The 20,619-nt window shown below is 73.9% G+C and carries 21 protein-coding genes; 13 read left to right on the plus strand and 8 right to left on the minus strand.

Going from position 1 to position 20,619, the window contains the following annotated elements:
- Positions 1–18: 18 nt before the first annotated feature.
- Positions 19–375, plus strand: a complete 357-nt coding sequence (locus ACIGG8_RS19415; protein ID WP_350525165.1) for a hypothetical protein — start codon at positions 19–21, stop codon at positions 373–375.
- Between the two features lie 54 nt (positions 376–429).
- On the opposite strand, the gene ACIGG8_RS19420 is transcribed toward ACIGG8_RS19415, so the two are convergent.
- The gene (locus ACIGG8_RS19420; protein ID WP_396549350.1) at positions 430–1,065 is read right to left on the minus strand and encodes a hypothetical protein; all 636 of its coding nucleotides are present in this window, start codon (positions 1,063–1,065) and stop codon (positions 430–432) included.
- A gap of 63 nt (positions 1,066–1,128) precedes the next feature.
- On the opposite strand from ACIGG8_RS19420, the gene ACIGG8_RS19425 reads away from it, so the two are divergent.
- From ACIGG8_RS19425 to ACIGG8_RS19435, 3 genes are read left to right on the plus strand one after another with little or no spacing between them, the layout of a single operon-like run.
- Positions 1,129–1,512 carry a PadR family transcriptional regulator gene (locus tag ACIGG8_RS19425; protein ID WP_350525163.1) on the plus strand — a complete coding sequence of 128 codons (384 nt, stop codon included), beginning with the start codon at positions 1,129–1,131 and terminating at the stop codon, positions 1,510–1,512.
- Positions 1,509–2,489 (plus strand): hypothetical protein, encoded by a 981-nt coding sequence (locus ACIGG8_RS19430; protein ID WP_396549352.1) that lies wholly within the window; start codon positions 1,509–1,511, stop codon positions 2,487–2,489. The genes ACIGG8_RS19425 and ACIGG8_RS19430 overlap by 4 nt, the downstream gene beginning before the upstream one ends.
- A 54-nt stretch (positions 2,490–2,543) precedes the next feature.
- Positions 2,544–3,230 (plus strand): copper homeostasis protein CutC, encoded by a 687-nt coding sequence (locus ACIGG8_RS19435; protein ID WP_396549354.1) that lies wholly within the window; start codon positions 2,544–2,546, stop codon positions 3,228–3,230.
- An 87-nt stretch (positions 3,231–3,317) separates the two neighbouring features.
- Here the strand turns inward: ACIGG8_RS19435 and ACIGG8_RS19440 are convergent, their stop codons facing one another.
- Positions 3,318–5,369 (minus strand): HelD family protein, encoded by a 2,052-nt coding sequence (locus ACIGG8_RS19440; protein ID WP_396549356.1) that lies wholly within the window; start codon positions 5,367–5,369, stop codon positions 3,318–3,320.
- Between the two features lie 314 nt (positions 5,370–5,683).
- On the opposite strand from ACIGG8_RS19440, the gene ACIGG8_RS19445 reads away from it, so the two are divergent.
- Positions 5,684–5,845 carry a hypothetical protein gene (locus ACIGG8_RS19445; RefSeq protein ID WP_350525159.1) on the plus strand — a complete coding sequence of 54 codons (162 nt, stop codon included), beginning with the start codon at positions 5,684–5,686 and terminating at the stop codon, positions 5,843–5,845.
- Between the two features lie 54 nt (positions 5,846–5,899).
- Here the strand turns inward: ACIGG8_RS19445 and ACIGG8_RS19450 are convergent, their stop codons facing one another.
- Positions 5,900–7,537 (minus strand): DNA repair helicase XPB, encoded by a 1,638-nt coding sequence (locus tag ACIGG8_RS19450; protein ID WP_350525158.1) that lies wholly within the window; start codon positions 7,535–7,537, stop codon positions 5,900–5,902.
- Positions 7,538–7,619: 82 nt separating this feature from the next.
- Entirely contained in the window at positions 7,620–8,021 is a 402-nt protein-coding gene (locus ACIGG8_RS19455) for a hypothetical protein (RefSeq protein ID WP_350525157.1), read from the minus strand.
- Positions 8,022–8,120: 99 nt separating this feature from the next.
- Here ACIGG8_RS19455 and ACIGG8_RS19460 point away from each other — a divergent pair, with 99 nt between their 5' ends.
- Positions 8,121–8,372: a hypothetical protein gene (locus ACIGG8_RS19460; RefSeq protein WP_030235101.1), complete on the plus strand. Its 252-nt coding sequence runs from the start codon at positions 8,121–8,123 to the stop codon at positions 8,370–8,372.
- A gap of 48 nt (positions 8,373–8,420) precedes the next feature.
- On the opposite strand, the gene ACIGG8_RS19465 is transcribed toward ACIGG8_RS19460, so the two are convergent.
- Complete coding sequence (locus ACIGG8_RS19465) at positions 8,421–10,922, minus strand: helicase-associated domain-containing protein (protein ID WP_396549359.1); 2,502 nt, start codon at positions 10,920–10,922, stop codon at positions 8,421–8,423.
- Between the two features lie 372 nt (positions 10,923–11,294).
- Here ACIGG8_RS19465 and ACIGG8_RS19470 point away from each other — a divergent pair, with 372 nt between their 5' ends.
- Positions 11,295–12,107 carry a hypothetical protein gene (locus ACIGG8_RS19470; RefSeq protein WP_396549360.1) on the plus strand — a complete coding sequence of 271 codons (813 nt, stop codon included), beginning with the start codon at positions 11,295–11,297 and terminating at the stop codon, positions 12,105–12,107.
- Between the two features lie 100 nt (positions 12,108–12,207).
- On the opposite strand, the gene ACIGG8_RS19475 is transcribed toward ACIGG8_RS19470, so the two are convergent.
- Positions 12,208–12,843 carry an NAD(P)-dependent oxidoreductase gene (locus ACIGG8_RS19475; protein WP_396549361.1) on the minus strand — a complete coding sequence of 212 codons (636 nt, stop codon included), beginning with the start codon at positions 12,841–12,843 and terminating at the stop codon, positions 12,208–12,210.
- Between the two features lie 157 nt (positions 12,844–13,000).
- Between ACIGG8_RS19475 and ACIGG8_RS19480 the strand changes: the two genes are divergently transcribed.
- Together ACIGG8_RS19480 and ACIGG8_RS19485 are read left to right on the plus strand one after the other, a co-directional pair.
- Positions 13,001–13,774 (plus strand): SDR family NAD(P)-dependent oxidoreductase, encoded by a 774-nt coding sequence (locus ACIGG8_RS19480; protein WP_396549363.1) that lies wholly within the window; start codon positions 13,001–13,003, stop codon positions 13,772–13,774.
- Between the two features lie 125 nt (positions 13,775–13,899).
- Complete coding sequence (locus ACIGG8_RS19485; protein ID WP_350525152.1) at positions 13,900–14,511, plus strand: helix-turn-helix domain-containing protein; 612 nt, start codon at positions 13,900–13,902, stop codon at positions 14,509–14,511.
- A gap of 198 nt (positions 14,512–14,709) precedes the next feature.
- On the opposite strand, the gene ACIGG8_RS19490 is transcribed toward ACIGG8_RS19485, so the two are convergent.
- Positions 14,710–15,582 carry an alpha/beta fold hydrolase gene (locus ACIGG8_RS19490; RefSeq protein ID WP_396549366.1) on the minus strand — a complete coding sequence of 291 codons (873 nt, stop codon included), beginning with the start codon at positions 15,580–15,582 and terminating at the stop codon, positions 14,710–14,712.
- 81 nt (positions 15,583–15,663) lie between these two features.
- Here ACIGG8_RS19490 and ACIGG8_RS19495 point away from each other — a divergent pair, with 81 nt between their 5' ends.
- From ACIGG8_RS19495 to ACIGG8_RS19505, 3 genes are all read left to right on the plus strand, one after another.
- A complete protein-coding gene (locus ACIGG8_RS19495; protein WP_396549367.1) occupies positions 15,664–16,260 on the plus strand; it encodes a TetR/AcrR family transcriptional regulator in 597 nt (198 codons plus the stop codon).
- A gap of 111 nt (positions 16,261–16,371) precedes the next feature.
- Positions 16,372–17,841 carry an AAA family ATPase gene (locus ACIGG8_RS19500; RefSeq protein ID WP_396549369.1) on the plus strand — a complete coding sequence of 490 codons (1,470 nt, stop codon included), beginning with the start codon at positions 16,372–16,374 and terminating at the stop codon, positions 17,839–17,841.
- A gap of 32 nt (positions 17,842–17,873) precedes the next feature.
- Complete coding sequence (locus tag ACIGG8_RS19505) at positions 17,874–18,602, plus strand: HNH endonuclease (RefSeq protein ID WP_396549370.1); 729 nt, start codon at positions 17,874–17,876, stop codon at positions 18,600–18,602.
- A gap of 77 nt (positions 18,603–18,679) precedes the next feature.
- On the opposite strand, the gene ACIGG8_RS19510 is transcribed toward ACIGG8_RS19505, so the two are convergent.
- A complete protein-coding gene (locus ACIGG8_RS19510) occupies positions 18,680–19,408 on the minus strand; it encodes a dienelactone hydrolase family protein (protein ID WP_396549371.1) in 729 nt (242 codons plus the stop codon).
- 156 nt (positions 19,409–19,564) lie between these two features.
- Here ACIGG8_RS19510 and ACIGG8_RS19515 point away from each other — a divergent pair, with 156 nt between their 5' ends.
- Positions 19,565–20,614 carry a fatty acid desaturase family protein gene (locus ACIGG8_RS19515; RefSeq protein ID WP_396549373.1) on the plus strand — a complete coding sequence of 350 codons (1,050 nt, stop codon included), beginning with the start codon at positions 19,565–19,567 and terminating at the stop codon, positions 20,612–20,614.
- The last annotated feature ends 5 nt before the right edge of the window (positions 20,615–20,619 follow it).

Raw genomic sequence — 20,619 nt, forward strand, 5'->3', positions numbered from 1 at the left:
CCGACGGAGAATGGACGGATGGCAGCTGACGACATCGAGACCGCCCTGCACAACGCGCGGGCACTGATCCTGGCCGACCTCACCGCGCGGGACGTGGCGGACGCCGCCGTCGTCTCGCTGGTGGAGCAGGCGGTGACGCACCGCCGCTGGTGGCTGGAGCAGTGGCCGGACGGCACCGAGTACGTGCTCGGGCTGGTCGCCCAGGACGTCCAGGACGCGCTGCTGGAGGCGTACGGGCGCTGGCCGCTGTGCACCGGGTGCGCGGCCGACGGGGACCCGCACGCGCTGAGCGTGGAGCCCGAGCTGGGGCCGGAGCCGCACTGGGTGTGCGGCAAGCAGGGCGCGGTGGTGGCGCCGGTCGGGAAGCTGGTCTGAGGAAATCCGGTCCGGGGGAAGCTGGTCCGAGGGGGCTGGTCCGGGGGAGGCTGCTCAACCCTCCAGGCGGCGGAGTTCGGCCGCCAGGTTGCCGTGGGCGGCGTCCGTGAAGCGCTCGCGGGCGGCCGGGGTGCGGTAGAGCGCGGGCAGTGCCAGGAGCCCGCGCAGCACGGCGGCGCGGCCGGCGCGGAAGTCCGGCTCGGGGACGAAGCCGTACTCCTCCCGGACGGCGGCCGCGTACGCCGCGTACGCCTCGGGGGTGCCGCCGAGGACGGCGAGGTCCGCGTCGCAGAGCACCTCGCCGTCGCGGTCGCCCGGTGCGGGGTCGTGGGTGACGGTGAGCAGGACGAGCCGTTCGACCTCGGCCACCCGGGCGGCGGGCAGGCTGGCGGCGGTGAGGGCCCGGACGGCCAGGGCGGCGCTGCGCTCCTCGTTCTCGCTGCGGTCGGGCCGGTAGACGGCGTCGTGGAACCAGGCCGCGAGGCGGACGGCGTCCGGGTCGGCGGCGTGCCCGGCCAGGTCGTCGACGTGCCGCAGGACCGCGCTCAGGTGTTCCCGGGTGTGGTACCGGCGCTGCGGCTCCGACCAGCGGCGCAGCAGCTCCCGGCCGTACGGTTCGGGGTCGGTCGCGGCGTCGCAGCGGTGCAGCAGGGCGGTCCAGGCGGGGAGCAGTTCCTCGGAGATCGTCATGGGTTCCATTCTGTCCGGCGATTCAGGTGGACGGTATATGCCGTCGGGCGATATATGTGGACCATGACAGAACGCTCCATGCAGGAGCCGACACTGCTTCTGCTCACCGCGCTCGCCGATGCCCCGAGGCACGGCTACGCGCTCATCCAGGAGATCGCCGTGATCTCGGAGGGCCGGGTCAAGATGCGCACCGGCACGCTCTACGGAGCGCTCGACCGGCTGCTGGGCCAGGGCCTGATCGAGGTCGCGGCCGAGGAGGTGGTGGACGGCCGCGCCCGGCGCACCTACGCGCTGACGGACGCCGGCCGCGGTGCGCTGGCCGCCGAGGCCGCGCGGCTGCGGGCGGTGGCCACCGAGGCGGAACGCCGGCTCGCCGCGCTCCGCTCGGTGCTGAAGGGGAAGCCGGGGCCCGAGGGGCGGGCCCTGGGGGGAGGGGGTCTCGCATGACCACGCCGACGATCGGAGCGCCCCCGGCCGCGCTGAGGGCCGTGCTCCAGCTGTTCCCGGCCGGCTACCGGCGGGTGAACGGCGACGAGATGGTGGCGGTCTTCGCCGACGCCACGGCGGAGGCGGACCGCTCGGCCGTCGCCCGGGAGGTGTTCGACCTGGCCGCGTACGGGCTGCGGGTGCGGCTCGGGCTGACCGGCTCCTCGGTGATCGGGCGCGTGCTCGCGCTGGCCGCCCCGATGGTCGCCGGTGCGCTGGCCGGCTCCGGGCTGGTGCCCTGGGTCGCCGACCCGGACCGGGCCACGTTCCGGCTGACCTGGGACCGCTCGTACACCTCGTACGCCATGACCTTCGCGCCGGCGGTGGCCGCGATGCTGCTGGGTGTGGCGGCGGTGCTGGGGCGCTGGACGGCCGTGCGGGTCATCGCGCTGGTGCAGGCGGTGCTCGGACTGACCGTGCTGGCCCAGGCGTTCGGCGGGCCGGTGTTCATCGACTGGTGGTGGATGGGGTACGTCGGCATGGCGACCCTGCCGGCCGCGCTCGCCGCGGTGCTGCTGCTCGCGGCGCCGACGGAACTGCTGCCGAGGCCGACCTGGCGCACCCGGGGGACGGTGCTGGGCGCGGTGGCCGGGGGCGGGCTGCTGGTGGCACTCCAGCGCTGGGACGACACCACCTTCCCGCTGGACGAACAGTGGTTCGTGGTGCTGCTGATGGTGCCGCTGCTGCTGACCTTCACCGCGTTGCGCGGGCGGGAGCTGCCGGCCGCCGTGGGCGTCGCGGTGCTGTCGCTGACGACGTTCGCGAGCCTGTTCAACATCTGGCGGGAGTCGGGCGGGATCCCGCACCTGCTGCCGATCGCGCTGCCGGTGCTGGCTCTGCTGGTGATCGTCGCGATGGCGATGCGCCGGACCGGGCGGGGCGGCGCGGGCGGTCCGGGGGCCGGCGGCGACGCCGGTCAGGAGCGCGCCGCGGCGTGACCCCGGGTCCGGGGCGGTCTCGTCGGGTCCGGTGGGGTGTGGCAGGCTGTCGATATGTCTAGACCAATTTTCGAAGTCATCGCGCTGACGCCCCAGGACGCCCAGGCCGCCGAGTCGGGCGGCGCCGACCGGCTCGAACTGGTCACCGACATGGCCGCCGACGGGCTCACCCCGGCCGTCGAGGACTTCGCCCGGATCCGGGCCGCCGTCGGCATCCCGCTGCGCGTCATGCTCCGGATCCGCGACGGCTTCGCCCCCGGCGACCTGGACGGGCTGTGCGCCCGGGCCGCCGAGCTGCGGGCCGAGGGCGCCGAGGAGTTCGTCTTCGGCTTCCTCGACGCCGACGGCGCCGTCGACCTGGCCGCCACCGCGGCCGTCGCCGAGGCGGTGGCCGGCTGCCGCTGGACCTTCCACCGGGCGATCGACCACAGCGCCGACCGGGCCGCCCTGCGGGCCGCCGTCGGCGCGCTGCCCGGGCTGGACACCTTCCTCACCTCGGGTGCCGCCGCCGGGGTGGACGCCGGGCGCGGGGTGCTCTCGGCCGAGCTGGCCCGGGCGGGCGAGCCCGGCCACCGGCAGCGGATCCTGATCGGCGGCGGCCTGCGGGCCGAGCACCTCGCGGAGCTGCGGGCCGAGGGCTTCGACGCCTTCCACGTCGGCGGCGCGGTGCGGGTCGACGGCTGGCACACGCCGGTGGACGCGGCCAAGGTCGCCGAGTGGCGGGCCCGGATCGACGGCTGAGCGTGGAAGCGCCGACAGCCGGGCGGCCGGAGCCCGTCGCACGAGAAGGGGGCCGGGCCGTTCGCGGCCCGGCCCTTCTCCGCGTCGTCAGCGGAGCCGGTCCGGCAGCGGCTCGGCGTGCAGGACCGTCAGCCCGGAGACGGCGCGGGTCAGCGCCACGTACAGCCGCCGCAGGCCGGACCGCTCGTCGGGCTCGCCGGCGATCACCGCGGCGGGCTCGTCCAGCACCACGTAGTCGTACTCCAGGCCCTTGGCCAGCGAGGCCGGCACGAGGGTCAGCCGGGCCTCGGCGCTGGTCTCGGTGCCGGGGGAGAGGTGCGGCAGGCCGGCCGCGGCCAGCGCCTCGGCGAGCAGCGGGATCCTGGCGTCGGCGGCGATCAGACCGGTCGAGCCCTCGCGCTCCAGGGCCTCCCGACAGGCGGCGACGACCGCCTCCGGCACTTCCCCGTCCGGGACGTGGCGGATCGCCAGCGAGCCGGGCGCCTCGCGGACGGAGGTGGCCGGGGCCAGGCCCGGGGCGATCTCCGGGAGCAGTCGGGAGGCGTACGCGATGACCTCCTCCGGCACCCGGAAGCCCTTGGTCAGCTCCTCGATGTGCGCCTCCGGCTTGCCCAGGTGGTGCAGCGCGTCCGGCCAACTCTCCGTCGCCCACGGGGTGGTGCCCTGGGCGAGGTCGCCGAGGACGGTGGCCGAGCCGGTGGTGCAGCGGCGGCCGACCGCGCGGTACTGCATCGGGGAGAGGTCCTGCGCCTCGTCCAGCACGACGTGGCCGAGCGAGGGCGTGCGCTGCACCAGGTCGGTGGCCTCGTCCACCAGGACGGCGTCGGCCGGAGTCCAGCGGGCCGTCTTCACCGAGCGGCCGGGCTTGGGCCACAGCACCGCCTGCTGCTCCTCGGGCGTCAGCACGCCCTCGGCGCACTCGGCCAGGAACGCCGGCTCGGAGAGCAGCCGCAGCACCAGCTTCGCCGGGTCGACGGCGGGCCAGCACTCCTTGACCACCGCCTTGACCGCGGCGTTGCGAGCCACCGCGTCCTGCACCCGGTCGTCCGGGGCCTCGCCGCCCTGCTCCATCTTCAGCAGCACGGCGTGCGCGATGCGCTGCGGCAGGGCGTCGCGGGCGGCGCCGTAGCGCACCTCGCGGCCCTTCAACTCCTCGATGATCTCGGTGAGTTCGTACACCGGTACGCGCCAGCGGCGGGAGCCGCGGATCACCACGCAGGGCTCGGCGGGCAGCGTGATGCCGGCCCGCACCGCCCGGCGCAGCACCTCGGCCATCCGGGCGTCGCCCTTCAGCCGGGCCGCCTCCGGGGTGTCCTCGCCGCGCACCTCGACATGTCCGACCAGCTGCTGCACGGTGGCCTGGGCGACGTCCAGCTCGCCGAGGGCCGGGAGGACCTGCTCGATGTAGGAGAGGAAGGCGTTGTTCGGCCCGATCACCAGGGTGCCGGTCCGGGCCAGGCGCTCGCGGTGCGCGTACAGCAGGTAGGCGACGCGGTGCAGGCCGACGGCGGTCTTCCCGGTGCCTGGCGCTCCCTGGACGCAGATGGTGCCCGTGACGTCGGAGCGGACGATCTCGTCCTGCTCGGGCTGGATGGTGGCGACGATGTCGCGCATCGGGCCGACGCGGGGCTTCTCGATCTCGGCGGCGAGCAGGGCGGAGGAGGTCTCCTCCTCGGCCGGGTCGGTGAGGTGCTCGTCCTCGTAGGCGGTGAGCTCGCCGCCGGTGTAGCCGAAGCGGCGGCGGCGCTCGACGTCCATCGGATCGGTGCGGGTGGCCCGGTAGAATGGCTGGGAGACCGGCGCGCGCCAGTCGATCACCATCGGGTCGCCGTCGGCGTCGTGGACGTGGCGGCGGCCGATGTAGAAGTTCTCTCCGCCGCCGCCCTCGCTCAGCTCCTCGCTGATCGCGTGCAGGTAGTCGAGGCGGCCGAAGAACAGCGGGGTGTGGGAGAGGTCGGCCAGGGCGGCGATCCTGGCCTCGATCTGGTTCTGCAGGACGACGGCGGACACCCAGGTGCCGGTCACGTCGCGCAGGTCCAGGGACTCGACGTCCTCGCGCATCGCTCGCAGCGCTGCCCGGGACGACGCCAGGTGGTCGCGTTCGCGCTGGAGGGGGTCGGTGGTGGGGGTGGCGGGCACAGCGAACCTTCCCGGCTGCCCCGGTGGCGGGCGCAGCGGATCGATGGAGCTCACGGTGGGGTACAGCCGACCGGTTGCCGAACGGTCGACGCCTCCCCCGGCTGCCTGCGGGACTTCAGCAGGTACCACGGTTCGGGAGGGGGCAGACGGACGATCCTAGACCCGTCCGGTCCGGGGTTCCAGCCGGGCAGGTCTCGGGGTTGCCCCTACCCCGGCCCCGGGGTCGCCCGTACACCCGGAGGACGACCTCCGTCCCGACGGGTACGGCCTTTGGAGTGATGCCCTCGGCCGGTCGGGTGCCTACCGTTGAAGACATGAGCACCCAGAACCGCACCTCCCGTTCGGGCCCGGCCGGCGCGACCGCCGTCCAGGGCCGCCACCGCAATCCGCTGAGCACCGCCGTCCGCAACGTCGGCATCGCCCTGGACACCGCCGCGCGCGTGATCTTCCTCGGGCGCGACGGTGTCCGCTACTGAGTCGCCCGCTGCCGGGCCGTCCGCTGGTGGGACGTCCGCTGCGGGGCCGTCCGGCTACAGCACGTCGTCCGCGTCGATGATCCGGTACGCGTAGCCCTGCTCGGCCAGGAAGCGCTGCCGGTGGGCGGCGAAGTCCTGGTCCACGGTGTCCCGGGCGACCACCGAGTAGAAGTGGGCCGCGTGGCCGTCCGCCTTGGGGCGCAGCACGCGGCCGAGCCGCTGGGCCTCCTCCTGGCGGGAGCCGAAGGTCCCGGAGACCTGGATGGCCACCGTCGCCTCGGGCAGGTCGATCGAGAAGTTCGCGACCTTGGAGACCACCAGGACGCCGATCTCCTTGTTCCGGAAGGCGTCGAAGAGCTTCTCGCGTTGGGCGTTGCTGGTCTCGCCCTTGATCACCGGGGCGTCCAGGGCCTCGCCGAGCTCGTCCAGCTGGTCGATGTACTGGCCGATGATCAGCGTCTGGTCCTTCTCGTGCTTCCTGACCAGCGCCTCCACCACCCGCCGCTTGGTCGCCGTGGTGGCGCAGAAGCGGTAGCGCTCCTCCGGCTCGGCGGTCGCGTAGGCGAGCCGCTCGGAGTCGGTCAGGGTGACGCGGACCTCGCAGCAGTCGGCGGGCGCGATGTAGCCCTGCGCCTCGATCTCCTTCCACGGCGCGTCGAAGCGCTTGGGGCCGATCAGGCTGAACACGTCGCCCTCGCGGCCGTCCTCGCGCACCAGCGTGGCGGTCAGGCCGAGCCGGCGGCGGGCCTGCAGGTCGGCGGTGAACTTGAACACCGGGGCGGGCAGCAGGTGCACCTCGTCGTAGACCACCAGGCCCCAGTTGCGGGCGTCGAAGAGCTCCAGGTGCGCGTAGACGCCCTTCTTCTTGGTGGTCATCACCTGGTAGGTGGCGATGGTGACCGGGCGGATCTCCTTCCTGGTGCCGCTGTACTCGCCGATCTCGTCCTCGGTGAGCGAGGTGCGCTTGACCAGCTCGTGCTTCCACTGGCGGGCCGAGACGGTGTTGGTGACCAGGATCAGCGTGGTCGACTTGGCCTCGGCCATCGCGGCCGCGCCGACCAGCGTCTTGCCGGCGCCGCAGGGCAGCACGACGACGCCGGAGCCGCCGTGCCAGAAGCCCTCGACGGCCTGCGCCTGGTACGGGCGCAGCTGCCAGCCGTCCTCCTCCAGGTCGATCGGGTGCGCCTCGCCGTCCACGTACCCGGCGAAGTCCTCGGCGGGCCAGCCGAGCTTGAGCAGCACCTGCTTGATCTGCCCGCGCTCGGAGGGGTGCACCACCACGGTGTCCGGGTCGACCCGGGCGCCGACCAGCGGGGCGATCTTCTTGGAGCGCAGCACCTCCTCCAGCACCGGCCGGTCGGTGGTGGCGAGGACCAGTCCGTGCGTCGGGTGCTTGAGCAGCTGGAGCCGGCCGTAGCGGCCCATGGTGTCGGCCACGTCCACCAGCAGCGCGTGCGGCACCGGGTAGCGCGAGTACGTCACCAGGGCGTCCACCACCTGCTCGGCGTCGTGGCCGGCCGCGCGCGCGTTCCACAGCCCGAGCGGGGTCACCCGGTACGTGTGCACGTGCTCGGGCGCCCGCTCCAGCTCGGCGAACGGTGCGATGGCGCGGCGGCAGTCGGCGGCCTTGGGGTGGTCGATCTCCAGGAGAAGAGTTTTGTCGCTCTGGACGATGAGCGGTCCGTCGTTCACGCGGGGGAGCCCTCCACTGGCTGACAGGGTGGATTGACGCAGACCCTCCAGTGTCGCGCATTCCGCCGGGAACGTGGACGGGCTACTTCCATTCGAACAGGACGGACTTGCCGTTGCCCTGGGGATCGTTGTCGAACTCGAACAGGCCGACCAGGTCGTTGAGGCGCAGGAACGCGTCGGCGGTGCTCTCGAAGAAGATGCTGCCGCGCCAGCTGACCGCGCCGCCCTCGGTGAAGTGCCCGATGCCGCTGCCGTGCCAGCTGTACGTCTCGCCCTTGTCCGTCATGCCGACGCCCTGGCCCTCGCCGAACAGCGAGCCGTCGGGCCGCAGCTCGGACTCGTAGCTGACGAACTCCCGGACCTGGTGGCCGAGCAGCTGCCCGGTGCCGGTCATCGAGACCTCCAGCGCGGGACCGCCGACCGTGGCGAGGACCCGTCGGCCGGTTTCCGTGGTGGTGAGCTCCGCTATCCGATCGCCGAGCATGATGCCTCCTTAGGAATCCCCCACTCCAGACTGCGCCCGCACCGGGGGCCCGGCAACGCTGCGAGTGACCACCGTGCGCACTCGCTCGTTGAGCTGGTCATGAAGAAGTCGAAGCGCGTTCTCACCGCCCTCGCCCTGATGGGCACGGCCTTCGCCGCCACCGCCTCCTCGGCCGGTTCCGCCCACGCCCTCGCGGGCATCGGCGAGGGGCCCGGCGGCCTGCTCGCGGCGCCGGGCTTCCTGCTCGCGGACACCGTCACCGGGGGTGAACTGCCGGTCGGGCAGGGGCAGATCGGCAGCCTGGCGGACCAGGCCGTCAAGGAGAAGATGAAGGAGTCGCAGGGGCACTGACGCGCCGTCGCCCCCGTCCCCGTATGGCGGTCCGCAGGCGGCCGGCGGCTACTCCTGGAGCTCGGCGACGCCGGTGATGCGGTGCAGGGCGAAGGTGCGCAGTTCGTCGGCGTGGTGGTCGAAGGCGGTGACGAAGCCGCCTTCGACCTTGACCGGGTCGATGATGCGCTGGCTGGCGATGCCCTCGGCGTTGAGGTAGCCGATCCACATCCGCTCGCCGAGGAGGACGGCCGTCTGGAGGGCGGCCAGGGTCTCGGCGGCGGCCGTGCGGGGGAGCCGGAGCGGGTCGGGCGTGGGCTCGCGGCGGGCGGCGGTGGCGGCGCGGTCACCGGCCCGGATGGCCTTGATGGCGGCGGCGAGCAGGGTGTCGTCGGGGGTGGGCGGGCCGTCGGGGACGGGTACGGGCGCCGTCCGGGGCGGGGTGCGGTGGCTGTCCGGGCGGGTGATCAGCACGTCGCCCTCGGCGGATTCGGCGGCCGGCGCGTAGCCCATGGTGCGCAGCGCGGCGAGCAGGACGTCCGGGGCGGCCTGGGAGGCGAGGACGGTGGGGGCGAGCAGCCGCAGCCGCAGGTCGGCGGAGCGGCGGTCGGCGAGCACCTCGTTCAGCAGGGACGGGTCGTCGCAGCGCAGGTAGGAGGAGGCGGCGCCGACCCGCAGGATGCCGTGCCGGCGGGCGACGTCGTCGATCAGGTACGCGAGGGGCTGCGGGACGGGTGTCCGGCTGTGCTGCTCCAGGAAGGCGCGCAGGTCGGCGGCGGTGCGTCCGGCGTCCAGGGCGCGGCGGACGGACGCCGGGGTGAAGCGGTAGACGGTGGCGCCGCCCTTGGACTCGATGTCGGCGCAGAGGGCGAGGGCGTGGGCGAGCGGGGTGAGCAGCGGGCCGGGAGCGATCGCGGTGAGGTCCGGCTGGAGGATCACGTGGTCGAGCGGCTGCGGGAGCAGCGGGGCGAGCACCTCGGCCGGGTCGGCCTCGGCGGTGAGCAGGGCGCGGGCGGGGGCGGCGAGGGCGCCGCGGCCGGTGATGCCGAGCAGTTCGGCCTCGTCGAGGGTCCAGGCGGTGAGGTCGTCGCGCAGCTCGCGGCCGTCCTGGCCGGTCGGGCCCCCGCGCAGCGGGCGCTGCCAGCGCAGGGTGGGGAGCAGGTCCTCGGCGGTGGCCGGGGTGCCGGGCGGGAGTTCGGCGAGCAGCGCGAGGGCGGCGCGGCGGACGGCCGGGGCGAGGGTGCGGTCGAGTTCGGGGCCGAGGGCGGCGCGCGCCTTGCCCTTGCCGTCCGGGCTGCCGGCGAGGGCGGGGACGCGGGTGGCGGCGAGCCAGGCGGTGGCGAGGACGGACCAGCGTTCGGCGGTGTCGAGCTGCAGCCAGGTGTCGTAGCCGGGGGTCGGGGCCCAGCGTTCGTCCACCTCGCCGTCGGGTGCCAGCAGGCCTGCGGTGTAGGCGAGTTCGAGCCAGAAGGCGGCCTGCTGCTCGGTGGTCTCCAGGGCCTGGGCGGCGCGCTTGAGGTCGCGCACGCCGAGGCCGCCGGCCCGCAGGGTGAGCGGCGGGGTGAGGCCCCAGCCGTCCAGCAGCTCCTCGACGGTCTTGACGGCGGTGTGGGCCTGGCCGGCCGCGGCGCTGTCCACAGCCTGTGGATCGCGCGGGGTGGCGGCGGGCGCGGGCTCCGGCTGGACCGGTTCGACGGTGCGGTGGGTGCGGCCGCCGCGCAGGTGCAGGGCGAGTTCGCGGGGCAGCACGACGCTGCCGGGGCTGGTGGGCAGCAGCAGGCCGCGGGCGAGCAGCCACTCGACGGGGCTCTGCGCGTCCTCGGCGGTGACCGGGCGGGCGGCGTCCGGGACGGTGCCGGTGGGCGGGCCCCAGACCAGCCGGTCGAGCAGCCGCAGCGCGGGCTCGGGGGCGGTGTCCAGCAGCGCGGCGCAGCGGGTGCGGTCGGTGAGCAGTGCGGTGAGTGCGGCGACGGCGGTGACCGGGTCAGCGGTGGCGGGCTGGCCGGCCGAGGCGAGCAGCTGCTGCAGCCGGGCCGGGGATGTGCCGGCGGTGGCGTCGGCGAGGGTCGGGCCGAGCCCGGTGCGGCCGGGGTTGGCGGCGGTCGGCGCGAGCGCCTCGCGGACGGCGAGGACCAGTCGCAGGCCGTTGTCCGGGCCCCAGAGCAGTGCCCGGTCGCGCAGGGTGGCGATCGCGCGGGGCAGGGCGGCGGCGACGGCGGACCGGTCGGCCGGGGTGAGCGGGGTCGCGCCGGGGTGCGGCTTGACCTTGGCCGGGCCGGTCAGCAGGGAGCGGACGGTGGTCACGGAGGTGCCGTCGGGGGTGGTGGCCAGTGCCTCGGCGACCTGCAGGGTGAAGCGGTCCAGTCGCTCCAGGGCGCGCAGTGCGGAGGCTCGCGAGGAGAGCCGGGCGGACAGCTGGGTGAGGTCGCCGGGGACGGGGTTCAGCAGGTCGGGGCGGGAGCGGAGCAGGGCGGCGAGCGCGTCGTCGGGACGGGCGCGCAGCTCCTCGGCGAGGGTGCGCGGGCCGGTGGTGGACCTGCCCCGGCGTTGGGGGCCCTGCTGTGTGGTCATTCGACCTAGGTTAGTCGGGCGGGCCGACGGCGTGGTGTCCCGCGCACCGCCGGACCGGCGGCCGCTCCGCCCCGGCGGTCGGACTCGCGTGGGCGGGGGCGGGGTGGGTAGCGTCACGACGAGGGCGGTTCGGTGGGCGGCCGCGCTCTCCAAGGGCGGGCCGGGCGAGGCGGGGTGTCGGAGATGACGGACGGCGAGTGGTGGCGCAAGAGCGGGCCGTGGAGCGAGCGCCCGGCCGGGGGTGCGGAGGACCGGACCGCACCGGGCGGTGCCGTTCCGGGCGCCGGGGCGGGCGTACCGGCCGCCGCGGGCGCCCCGTCCGTGCCGCCTGCGCCGTCGGTGCCGCCCTTGCCCGCGTCGGATCCTGACAGCGTGTACGACCCCCCGGCGCCGAGTGCGGCCGGGATCCCGTCCGTCCCGCTGAACCCGCCGGACGCGGTCGAGGCCGAGCGGCGGGCGTCCGCGATCCCGCCGCCGACGGTGAGCAGCACCGGCCCGTGGACCATGACGGTGTTCGACTTCTCGGACGGGCCGGAGCCCGCGCCGGGGCCGCTCCCCGGGCAGCGTGCGCCGGAACCGGCCGACGGGTCTTCCGGGGCCGGGGCCGCGGCGCAGCCGACGGGGCCCGGGGTGGACCCGAAGGCGGCGCGGCGGGCGGGGAAGCTGCGCCTGACCAAGGGCAAGGCGGCTCCGCAGGCTGCCGTCGGCGCGCCCGGGGCTCCCGCGGGCGGGAAGGCGGCCGGAAAGGCGGCGGGGAAGGCGGCCGGGAAGGGCGCGGGGAAGGGTGCCGGAAAGGGGGCGGCGGGCAGGGACGCGGGTGCCCGCAAGGCGTCCCCGCTGATCCTGCTCTCCAGTGCCCTGCTGGTCGGCGGCGCCGTCACCGGCTTCTTCCCGGTCATGCTGGCCGGCTGGGGCCTGGGCTACCTGTCCCGCCAACTCTCGGACCTGATGCGCAAGTTCGCGATCCTCGGCATTCCGCTGATCACGATGAGCGCGACCACCCTGTACAGCATGCAGCACGCCAAGCAGGGCGGTGCCCAGGGCGGCGGTCTGCAGTCGGGCTCCCCGCTGGGCCAGATCAGCTGGTCGTCGGCCCCGAACGTGCTGCGGCTGTCGGCCGTGATCTCCGCGGTGGTCCTGCTGCTGGTCGGCATGCGCCGCAGGCCGCCGCAGCAGCAGGGCTGAGGCGCCGGCGGTCACCGGGGCCGTCGGCCGGCGGCGGGGCGCGGTCGGCGGGTCGGCGCGGTCGGCGGGGTCAGCGGGGTCGGTGCGCAGCCGTGGGCGGTCAGCCGTCGGCGAGGTGGACGAGGCGGCGGAAGGTGTCCGGATCGCCGAGGTGGTCGGTGATCCAGCGGGCGACGGTGGCGCGGGCGGCGGTGCCGGCGCGGGGGAGCGGCCGGTCGTAGGAGACCAGGGGGCGGGCGGACGGCGGCCCGTCCTTGAGCATCGGCACGCGGACGACCGTCCAGTCGACGTCCGACTCGGCGAGCACCTCCTCCATCCGGGCCAGGTCGTGGTGGATCTCCCGGTACAAGCGGTCGACCACGAGCCTGGTCACCACCCGTTGGGCGAGCGGGAGCCGGCTGGGGTCCAGCCCTGCCGAGCCCATGGTCACCAGGTGTGCGCCGCCGCCGGCCCGGACGGCGGCGGTCAGGGCCCGGGCGCCGTCGGAGAAGACGGTGGTGGCCCGGCGGCCGGTGGTGCCGAGGGCGGCGACGACGACGTCCTGGCCGTCCAGCGGTGCCAGCAGCGACGCGGGTTCGTGGACGTCGGCGGCCGCGGTGCGCGGGGTGCCGTGCGCGAACTCCGGTAGCCGGGCGGGGGTGCGCGCGACGGCGGTGACGGTGTGTCCGGCCGCCAGGGCGAGGTCGACCACCAGGCGGCCGGTACGGCCGGTGGCGCCCACGACTGCGATCCTCATCGGTTCCTCCTTGTGATCGCGGGGTTCCCCGCGAGCCCGTGCGGCCCCGGCGGTTGGCCCTTGCGATTCATTCAGACGGACTGTATGAATGAATCAAGTGAACCACAGCACACCGTGAGAGCAAGCCCCGAGTGCAAGCCCGAAGGAGCGATGGGACATGGGAGTTCGACAGGCGCGGTACCCCGACCTGGACGGCCGGGTCGTCGTGATCACCGGCGGCAGCCGCGGCATCGGCGCGGAGACCGCCCGGGCCTTCGCCCGTCAGGGCTCGGCCGTGGCCGTCCTCGGCCGGGACGAGGCGGCGCTGGCGGAAGTGGCCGCGGAACTGCGCGCGGAGGGTGCCAGGGCGCTCGGACTGGTCGCCGACTGCACCGACCCGGCGGCGCTCGACGCCGCCGCGGCCCGGATCGAGCGGGAGCTCGGCCCGGTCGACGTCCTGGCCGCGTTCGCCGGCGGCGACGGCTACCCCGTACCGACCGTCCGCGAGACCGAGGAGCACTGGCGGGCCGTCGTGGACGGCAACCTCACCGCCACCTTCCTCACCGTCCGGGCCTTCCTGCCCGGCTTCTCGGCCCGGCGCAGCGGTTCGATCGTCACCATGGCCTCGACGGCGGGCCGACTGCCCAGCGGGGCGTCCGCCGCGTACGCCGCGGCCAAGGCGGGGGTGCTGATGTTCACCCGCCACCTGGCGCTGGAGGTCGCCGGCGAGGGCGTACGGGTCAACGCGGTCGCGCCCGGGGCCGTCCGCACCGAGCGGACCGCGGCCCGGATGCCGCTGGAGGTCCAGGCCACGGTCGCCGCCGCGCACCCGCTGGGCCGCCTCGGCGAGCCGGAGGACCTGGCCGCCGCCACGCTGTTCCTGGCCTCCGACGCCTCGTCCTGGATCACCGGGCAGACCCTGGACGTCAGCGGCGGCCGGGTCATCGTGTGAGCGCCGGGGCGTCCCGGCACGGGTGAACCGGCCGGCGACCCCGCCGGTTCGCGCGATACTGCCAGTTCACGCGGAACCCCCGGTTCGCGCGGACGGCACACGCGGAACGAGTGGAGGCGAGCGGGATGAGCCCCCGGTCCTACCGGATGGGACAACGGCAGGCGGAGGTCGACGAGACCCGGGCCCGGATCGTCGCGGCCGCCCGGGTGCACCTGGCGGAGACCGGCGGGCTCTCGCTGGACGCGGTCGCCCGTCGCGCGGACGTCGCCCGGGCCACCGTCTACTACCAGTTCGGCTCCAAGACGGGCCTGCTGGAGGCGGTCTGCGACGCCCTCGCCGAGCAGGGCGGCATGGCCCGGCTGGCCGAGGCGTTCACCCTGGCCGACCCGTGGGCGGCGGTGGACCGCTTCGTCGAGGTGATGGGCGGCTTCTGGGCGTTCGACCGGGTCTGCACCCGCCGGCTGCGCGCCCTCGCCGCCCTCGACGACGAGGTCGGCCGGGTCATCGCCGACCGCGACGCCCGGCGCCGGGAGGGCGCCGCGGTCCTGACCGGCCGCCTTCCCGCCGCCCCGCCGGACGCGGCCGGCCTGCTGTTCGTCCTGACCGCCTTCGAGACCTACGACGCCCTGGCGGCGGAGGTGGAGCCGACCGCGGGGGACGGGCCGGCCGCGGCCGTTCCCGCCGTCACCCGCCTGGTCCGCGCCGCCCTCGGCGGGCCGGGGGCGGCGGCGGGTTAGGGCGCGGCGGGGGAGCGTGGGGACAGGCGCATCGGGGGGACTCTCCGTGGTGCGGAGCGGCCGCCCGGGACGAGCGGCCGCCCGGGACGAGCGACCGTCACGCACGAGGCTTCCCGCCCGCCCGGTGCTCCCGGCCGGAGCGCGGCAGATTCACCTGAACGACCGTCCGCTCCCCCCTCCCCGTGTTGACGCGGAGGGTCAACTGGCCTGCCCGGCGGCCGTGCTGAGGATTCCGGCGAGGACGGCGGCGGGGTCGTCGGTCGGCAGGGCGTGGCCCGCACCCGGAACCAGGGTGACCCGGGCGTCCGGGACGAGGCGGTGCAGCCGGGCGGCGGCCTCCCGGGCGTCGTGCAGGGCGCTGCGCTCGCCGAGCAGGAAGTGGGCGGGGCCGTGGCGGCGGCCGAGTTCCTCGTCGGTGAGGGTGGTGGCCGGCGGCAGCCGGCGGCGGAAGCCCAGGGAGGCGCGCATCAGGGCCATCAGCTCGGTCTCCAGGATCGCGCTGTTGCCGACCAGTGCCGCCAGTCGGGGCCGGAGCGGGCGCGGGGCCAGTGCGGCGAGGCCGCCGGCGATGAGCCAGGCGTAGAAGCGGCGGCCGGGGTCGGCCAGGCCCGCCGGGTCGACCAGGGTGAGAGTGGCGGTCCGCCCGGGGTGGTGGATCCGGTGGTTGAGGGCGATCCAGCCGCCGTAGGAGCAGCCGACCAGGTGGACGGCCGGCAGGTCGAGCCCGGCGAGGAGGTCCTCCAGCCAGGCGGCGGCGTCGCGCCCGTCCCGGACGGGGGCGCTCTGCACGCTGGCGCCGGGTTCGCCGACGGTGTCCACGGCGATGACGGGGTGCCGGCGGGCGAGGTCGTCGAGGTGGCCGTGCCACATCAGCGCGTTGCCGCCCGAGCCGGGCAGCAGGACGATCGGCTGCCCCTCGGCGGGGCCGGTGCGGTGCACCCGGGTGGTGCCGAAGCCGGTGGGGACGTCGAGCGACGTCCGGGGGCCCGGCCACAGTCGGGTCAGCGCGCGCTTGTAGGCGGTGCGGAAGCGGGCTTCGGCCTTGCCGTTGCTGAACTCGCTGATTCGCATGATACATGTGTATCACATGCATGATACGGGTGTACCAGAAGAAGGGCCCCGACCGTCGGGCCCCGCCACGGAGGTCGGAGCATGACCGCGAAGGTCGACCACGAGGAGCGTCGGCGGCAGATCGCCGAGGCCCTGCTACGCATCGCCGACACCGAGGGCCTGCAGTCGGCCAGCATGCGGGCGGTCGCGGCGGAGGCCGGCGTCTCGCTGCGGCTCGTGCAGTACTACTTCACGACCAAGGAGGGCCTGCTGCTGGACGCCCTGACCAGGCTCGGCGCCCAGCTCCAGGCCCGGATGGAACGGTGGATCGGCGAGGCGCGCGCACCACAGGAGGTCGTCACCGCGATCCTGTCCTGCATCCTGCCGACGGACGCCGAGAGCCGCCGGATCACCAGGACGTACGCCGCGTACTACACGCTGGTGCTCAACGACCCCGCGGTGCTGGAGAAGCAGGCCGCGCAGCCGCCGGCCCTGCTGGAGGGCTTCCTCGCCAAGCAGCTCCGCGCGGCGCAGGAGGCCGGGCAGATCGACGCCCGCCGGGACACCGCGGTGACCGCGGCCGGACTGCTGGCCATGGTCAACGGCCTCGGATCCAGCGTCCTGGGCGGCCAGCGCGACGGCGAGGAGGCACTGGCAGTCCTGAGGTACCACCTGGACGAGCTGTTCCGGACGCCGTGAGACACGATCGGGTCGGCCACGGCGGACGGACTGCCGGGCCGTCAGCGGACCTCTATACACTCGCGTACGACCGTGGGATGGGAGTCGTGAATGTATGTAAATAAGCTGGCCATGAGCGGCATCCGAGGGTTCGACGGTCGACGGAAATTCGAACTCGACTTCTCTCGGCCGGACGGGAGCCACGCGGGCTGGACAGTCCTGGCCGGGCGCAACGGATCAGGCAAGACGACGATTCTTCGGGCGATCGCGATCGGCCTCATCGGGCAGCGGTTGGCGTCGCAGGTGGAGGACTCGCTGGAAGGATGGCTCTCCGAGAACCGGAAGCAGGGAAGCATCCGGCTCGAAGTGTCGAACGACTCGCTGTGGGACGCCGGATATCCGGACGACACGGTCGATGCGATCGAGATGGCCTGGAGGACCGGGCCCGTGAAGCGCAAGGGCGGTGAGCGCATCCTTCCCCGTGGGATCAGGGATCGGCTCCCGATCGAGATCAGTGAGCGCTTCGAGTCCGAATTCGAGGAGCGCAGGTCGTTCGCGCGCGTTTCCTTCAAGGCGTCCGCCGCACTGGAAGAGGTCCTCTGGTCCGGTGTGGGGTATCCAGGATGGTTCCTTGCCGGATACGGCCCATTTCGCCGTTTGACCGGGGGAAACGAGGAGGACGACCGGGCCTCCCGGCATGCCGAGGAGGTCGGTTTCCGCAGAATCCCCGACTACGCGAACAAGCTGTTCGCCGTCCGAACCCTGTTCAACGAGCGTGACTCGCTTTCCGAAGCGGTCAGCTGGCTTATCCGCCTCCACATGCAACGACTTGAGGACCTGCAGCGCGGCGAGAGGAAGAGCGGATCGACGGACCTCCTGGAGTCGATCTTCGTGCTGCTCCAGGACGGGCTCCTGCCGGACCACTACAAGGTCTCCCGGGTCGACCTCCAGGGGCTCTGGATCACCAACGAGGAGACCGGCAGGTCCACCCCGCTCCGGCAGATGAGCGACGGATACCGGACGGTCGTCGCGCTGGTGCTCGACATCATCCGGCGCATGTTCGCCGCGTATCCCTACCCGGACCTTCACCGGGTCGTGTACGAGAACGACACCCCCACCCTCCGCCACCCCGGGGTGGTGCTGATCGACGAGGTGGACGCGCACCTGCACGTGTCGTGGCAGCAGCGCATCGGCGCATGGCTGAAGGCGCACTTCCCCCAGGTGCAGTTCATCGTCACGACCCACAGCCCCTACATCTGCCAGGCCGCCGACGAGAACGGACTCATCAGACTGCCCGGCCCCGGCGAGACGAGTCCACCGAGCATCGTCGAACCCGGCCTGTACCGAAGGGTGGTGTACGGCACCGGCGACGATGCGGTCATCTCGGACCTCTTCGGACTGGACACCCCGTACTCCGCCAAGGCCCGTGACATCCGGAGGAGCCTGGTGGAGCTGGAGACGAAGCTCGTCACCGGCCGGGCGACGGAGGAGGAACTGGTCCTTCTCCGGGAGCTCAAAACGCGTCTCGCGAGCTCTCCGGTGACGCGCGTCGACGAGATCTCGGCGAGGCTGCTCGGAGAGTCCGGCGGCGGTGACCGGTGATTCCGGTGCGTCGGTTAGAGCTGCCCGGTGCGGTGGAGCTGAGGCTCGGCGTGCTGACCAGGGAGGTCACGGCGACCACCGGTTCCGTCGAGCAGGTCAGGACCGCCAACCTGGCATGGAAGCGGAAGACCTTCAGAAGGGACGCGTACGCGCCCGCACTCGGCAGGCTCAAGGAGATGGCGCCGGGGCATGACTGCTGCATGTACTGCGGCCAGAACCTGGCGGATCACATAGACCACTACGTGCCGATCAATGTCGATCCGCTGCAGGCCTTCTCGTGGTTGAACTACCTCCTGGCCTGCAGTACGTGCAACAGCAGGTTCAAGAAGGGGGCGCACGCGGTCGACGACACGGGGATCCCCATGCTCGTCAACCCGACGGTCGAGGACCCGTTCGTCCACCTCCACTTGGTCCTGGACACGGGCGAGTACTGCGGTCTGAGCCCCCGAGGGGAGTACACCGTCAGCACGTGCGGACTCAACGCCGACAAACGCCCCGAGGCCCGCCGCCACGCACGGAACGTGATGTCCCTCGCCCTTGAGCGGTGGTGGACCGCCCGGGACCGCGGGCTCCCCGACGAGATGTCCCACGCACTGAGCGTGATCCGTGACCAGCCCTTCGCCGGAGTGTTCCAGGCGATGCTGAGGCAAGCCGTGAGAAGCGAAGCCGACCTGCTCTTCGCCGGGATCCGCGACAACGCCCGGTTGCTGGACATCCTGCGCTCGCCCGGTGTGCAGAACGAACTGCGGATGTCCGTCTAGGACACCCGCCGGCCCCGCGCGCCGACGAGCGCGAGGGGCCGGCGGGGGCGCGGCCGGTGCGGGCCGGTGCGTGGCGCCTACAGGTGCTTGGCCAGCGCCCGGTGGATGCGCTGCCAGGCGTCCTCGGTGGCCGCGGCGTCGTGCCCGTCGGCGCGGTCGGACGCGAAGCCGTGCCCGGCGCCCGGGTAGGTGACCAGCTCGTGGACGACCCCGGCCTCGGTGAGCTTCTCCTCGACCGCCTGCCACTCGGCAAGCGGCAGGATGTGGTCCTGGTCGCCGTTGAAGCCCAGCAGGAACACGCCGTTGGCGGCGATGCGGTCGGCGGTCTCCAGCGGCGGGACCGGGCCGACCAGCGGGAAGCCGGAGTTGAGCATCCAGCCCGGGTAGAACACGGCGGCCAGCTCGAAGCGCAGCTCGGTGGCCGCGCGGACGGCGATGTGGCCGCCCATGCTCGTGCCGAGGAAGGCCACCCCGTGGCCGTCCGCCGCCCCGCGCGCCGCGGCCAGCGCGTCGGCGGCGTCGGTCACCAGCTGGTCGCGGTCCAGGGCGCGCATCAGGACGAGACCGGCCTCGCGCTCCTCGGCGCTGTAGCCGAGTTCGGTGCGGCGGGCGCTGCGCCAGTAGAAGTCCGGTGCCAGCGCGACGTACCCGAGGGCGGCCAGCTCGGCGCAGATCCCGCGGACGTAGGCGTTGACCCCGTACAGCTCGGAGCAGACCACGACCGCGCCGCGGACCTGGCCCTCCGGGTGGTGGACGTAGGCCTCGATGCCGCCCGGCGTCCCGATCTCCTGCCAGTGACCCGTCATCAGTTCCCCCGTGGTGCAAGCCGGATGGTTTCGGCGGACATCGTAGACGGTCGCCGCGGCGGGGGCCGCCCCCCTCGCCGGGCGGGGGTTAACACCCGTACGGGACGGGTGCTTTCCCCGTTCTCCGGGCCACCCCGCCGAACCAGACTCGGGGCCATGCCCACACAGCCCGTGACGATGACCGTCGCCCCCGCCCCGCAGGCCGAGAGCGCCGGCAGCGACTTCGCCCGACTGAGCCGCCGGATGGCCGCCGAGGGCCTGCTCGACCGGCGCCCCGGCTACTACGCCGCGCGCACGGCCCTGGTGCTCGTCGCGTTCCTCGGCGGCTGGTGGGCCCTGTTCGCGCTGGGCGACACCTGGTGGCAGCTCGGCCTGGCGGCGGCGATGTCCGTCGTGTTCGCCCAGGTCGCCCTGATGTCGCACGATCTGGCGCACCGCCAGGTGTTCAGCCGGCGGTTGCCGAGCGAGATCGGCGGCCGGATCGCCGCCAACCTGCTGATGGGCATGAGCTACGGCTGGTGGATGAACAAGCACACCCGCCACCACGCCAACCCGAACCACGAGGAGCGGGACCCGGACGTCTCCCCCGACCTCCTCGTGTGGTCGAAGCGGCAGGCCCGGCAGGCGAGCGGGATCGCCCGGTTCATCGGGCGTCGGCAGGCGTACCTGTTCGTCCCGCTGCTCCTGCTGGAGGGCCTCAACCTCAGCTTCAACAGCTTCCGCGCACTGCGCAGTCCGACGATGAAGCGGCCGGTGCTGGAGGGCGTGCTGCTGGTGGTGCACTTCGTGGCGTACTTCGGGCTGGTGTTCGCGGCGCTGCCGGCGGGCAAGGCGATCGCGTTCCTGGCCGTGCACCAGGCGCTGCTCGGGGTGTACCTGGGCGCGGTCTTCGCCCCGAACCACAAGGGCATGCTGATGGTGACGCCGGAGATGAAGCTGGACTTCCTGCGCCGCCAGGTGCTCACCTCGCGCAACGTGCGCGGCGGCACGGTCATCGACGCGGTGATGGGCGGCCTCAACTACCAGGTGGAGCACCACCTGTTCCCCAGCATGCCGACCCCCGCGCTCGGGCGGGCCGCCCGGATCACCCGGGAGTTCTGCGCGGAGGAGGGGATCCCGTACTACGAGACGGGCCTGCTCCGGTCCTATCGGGAGATCTTCGCCCACCTGCACCGGACGGGAGAGCCGATCCGCTTCGGGGAGTGAGTGCG

It is taken from the genome of Kitasatospora sp. NPDC085464, assembly GCF_044541955.1.
GTDB lineage: Bacteria > Actinomycetota > Actinomycetes > Streptomycetales > Streptomycetaceae > Kitasatospora.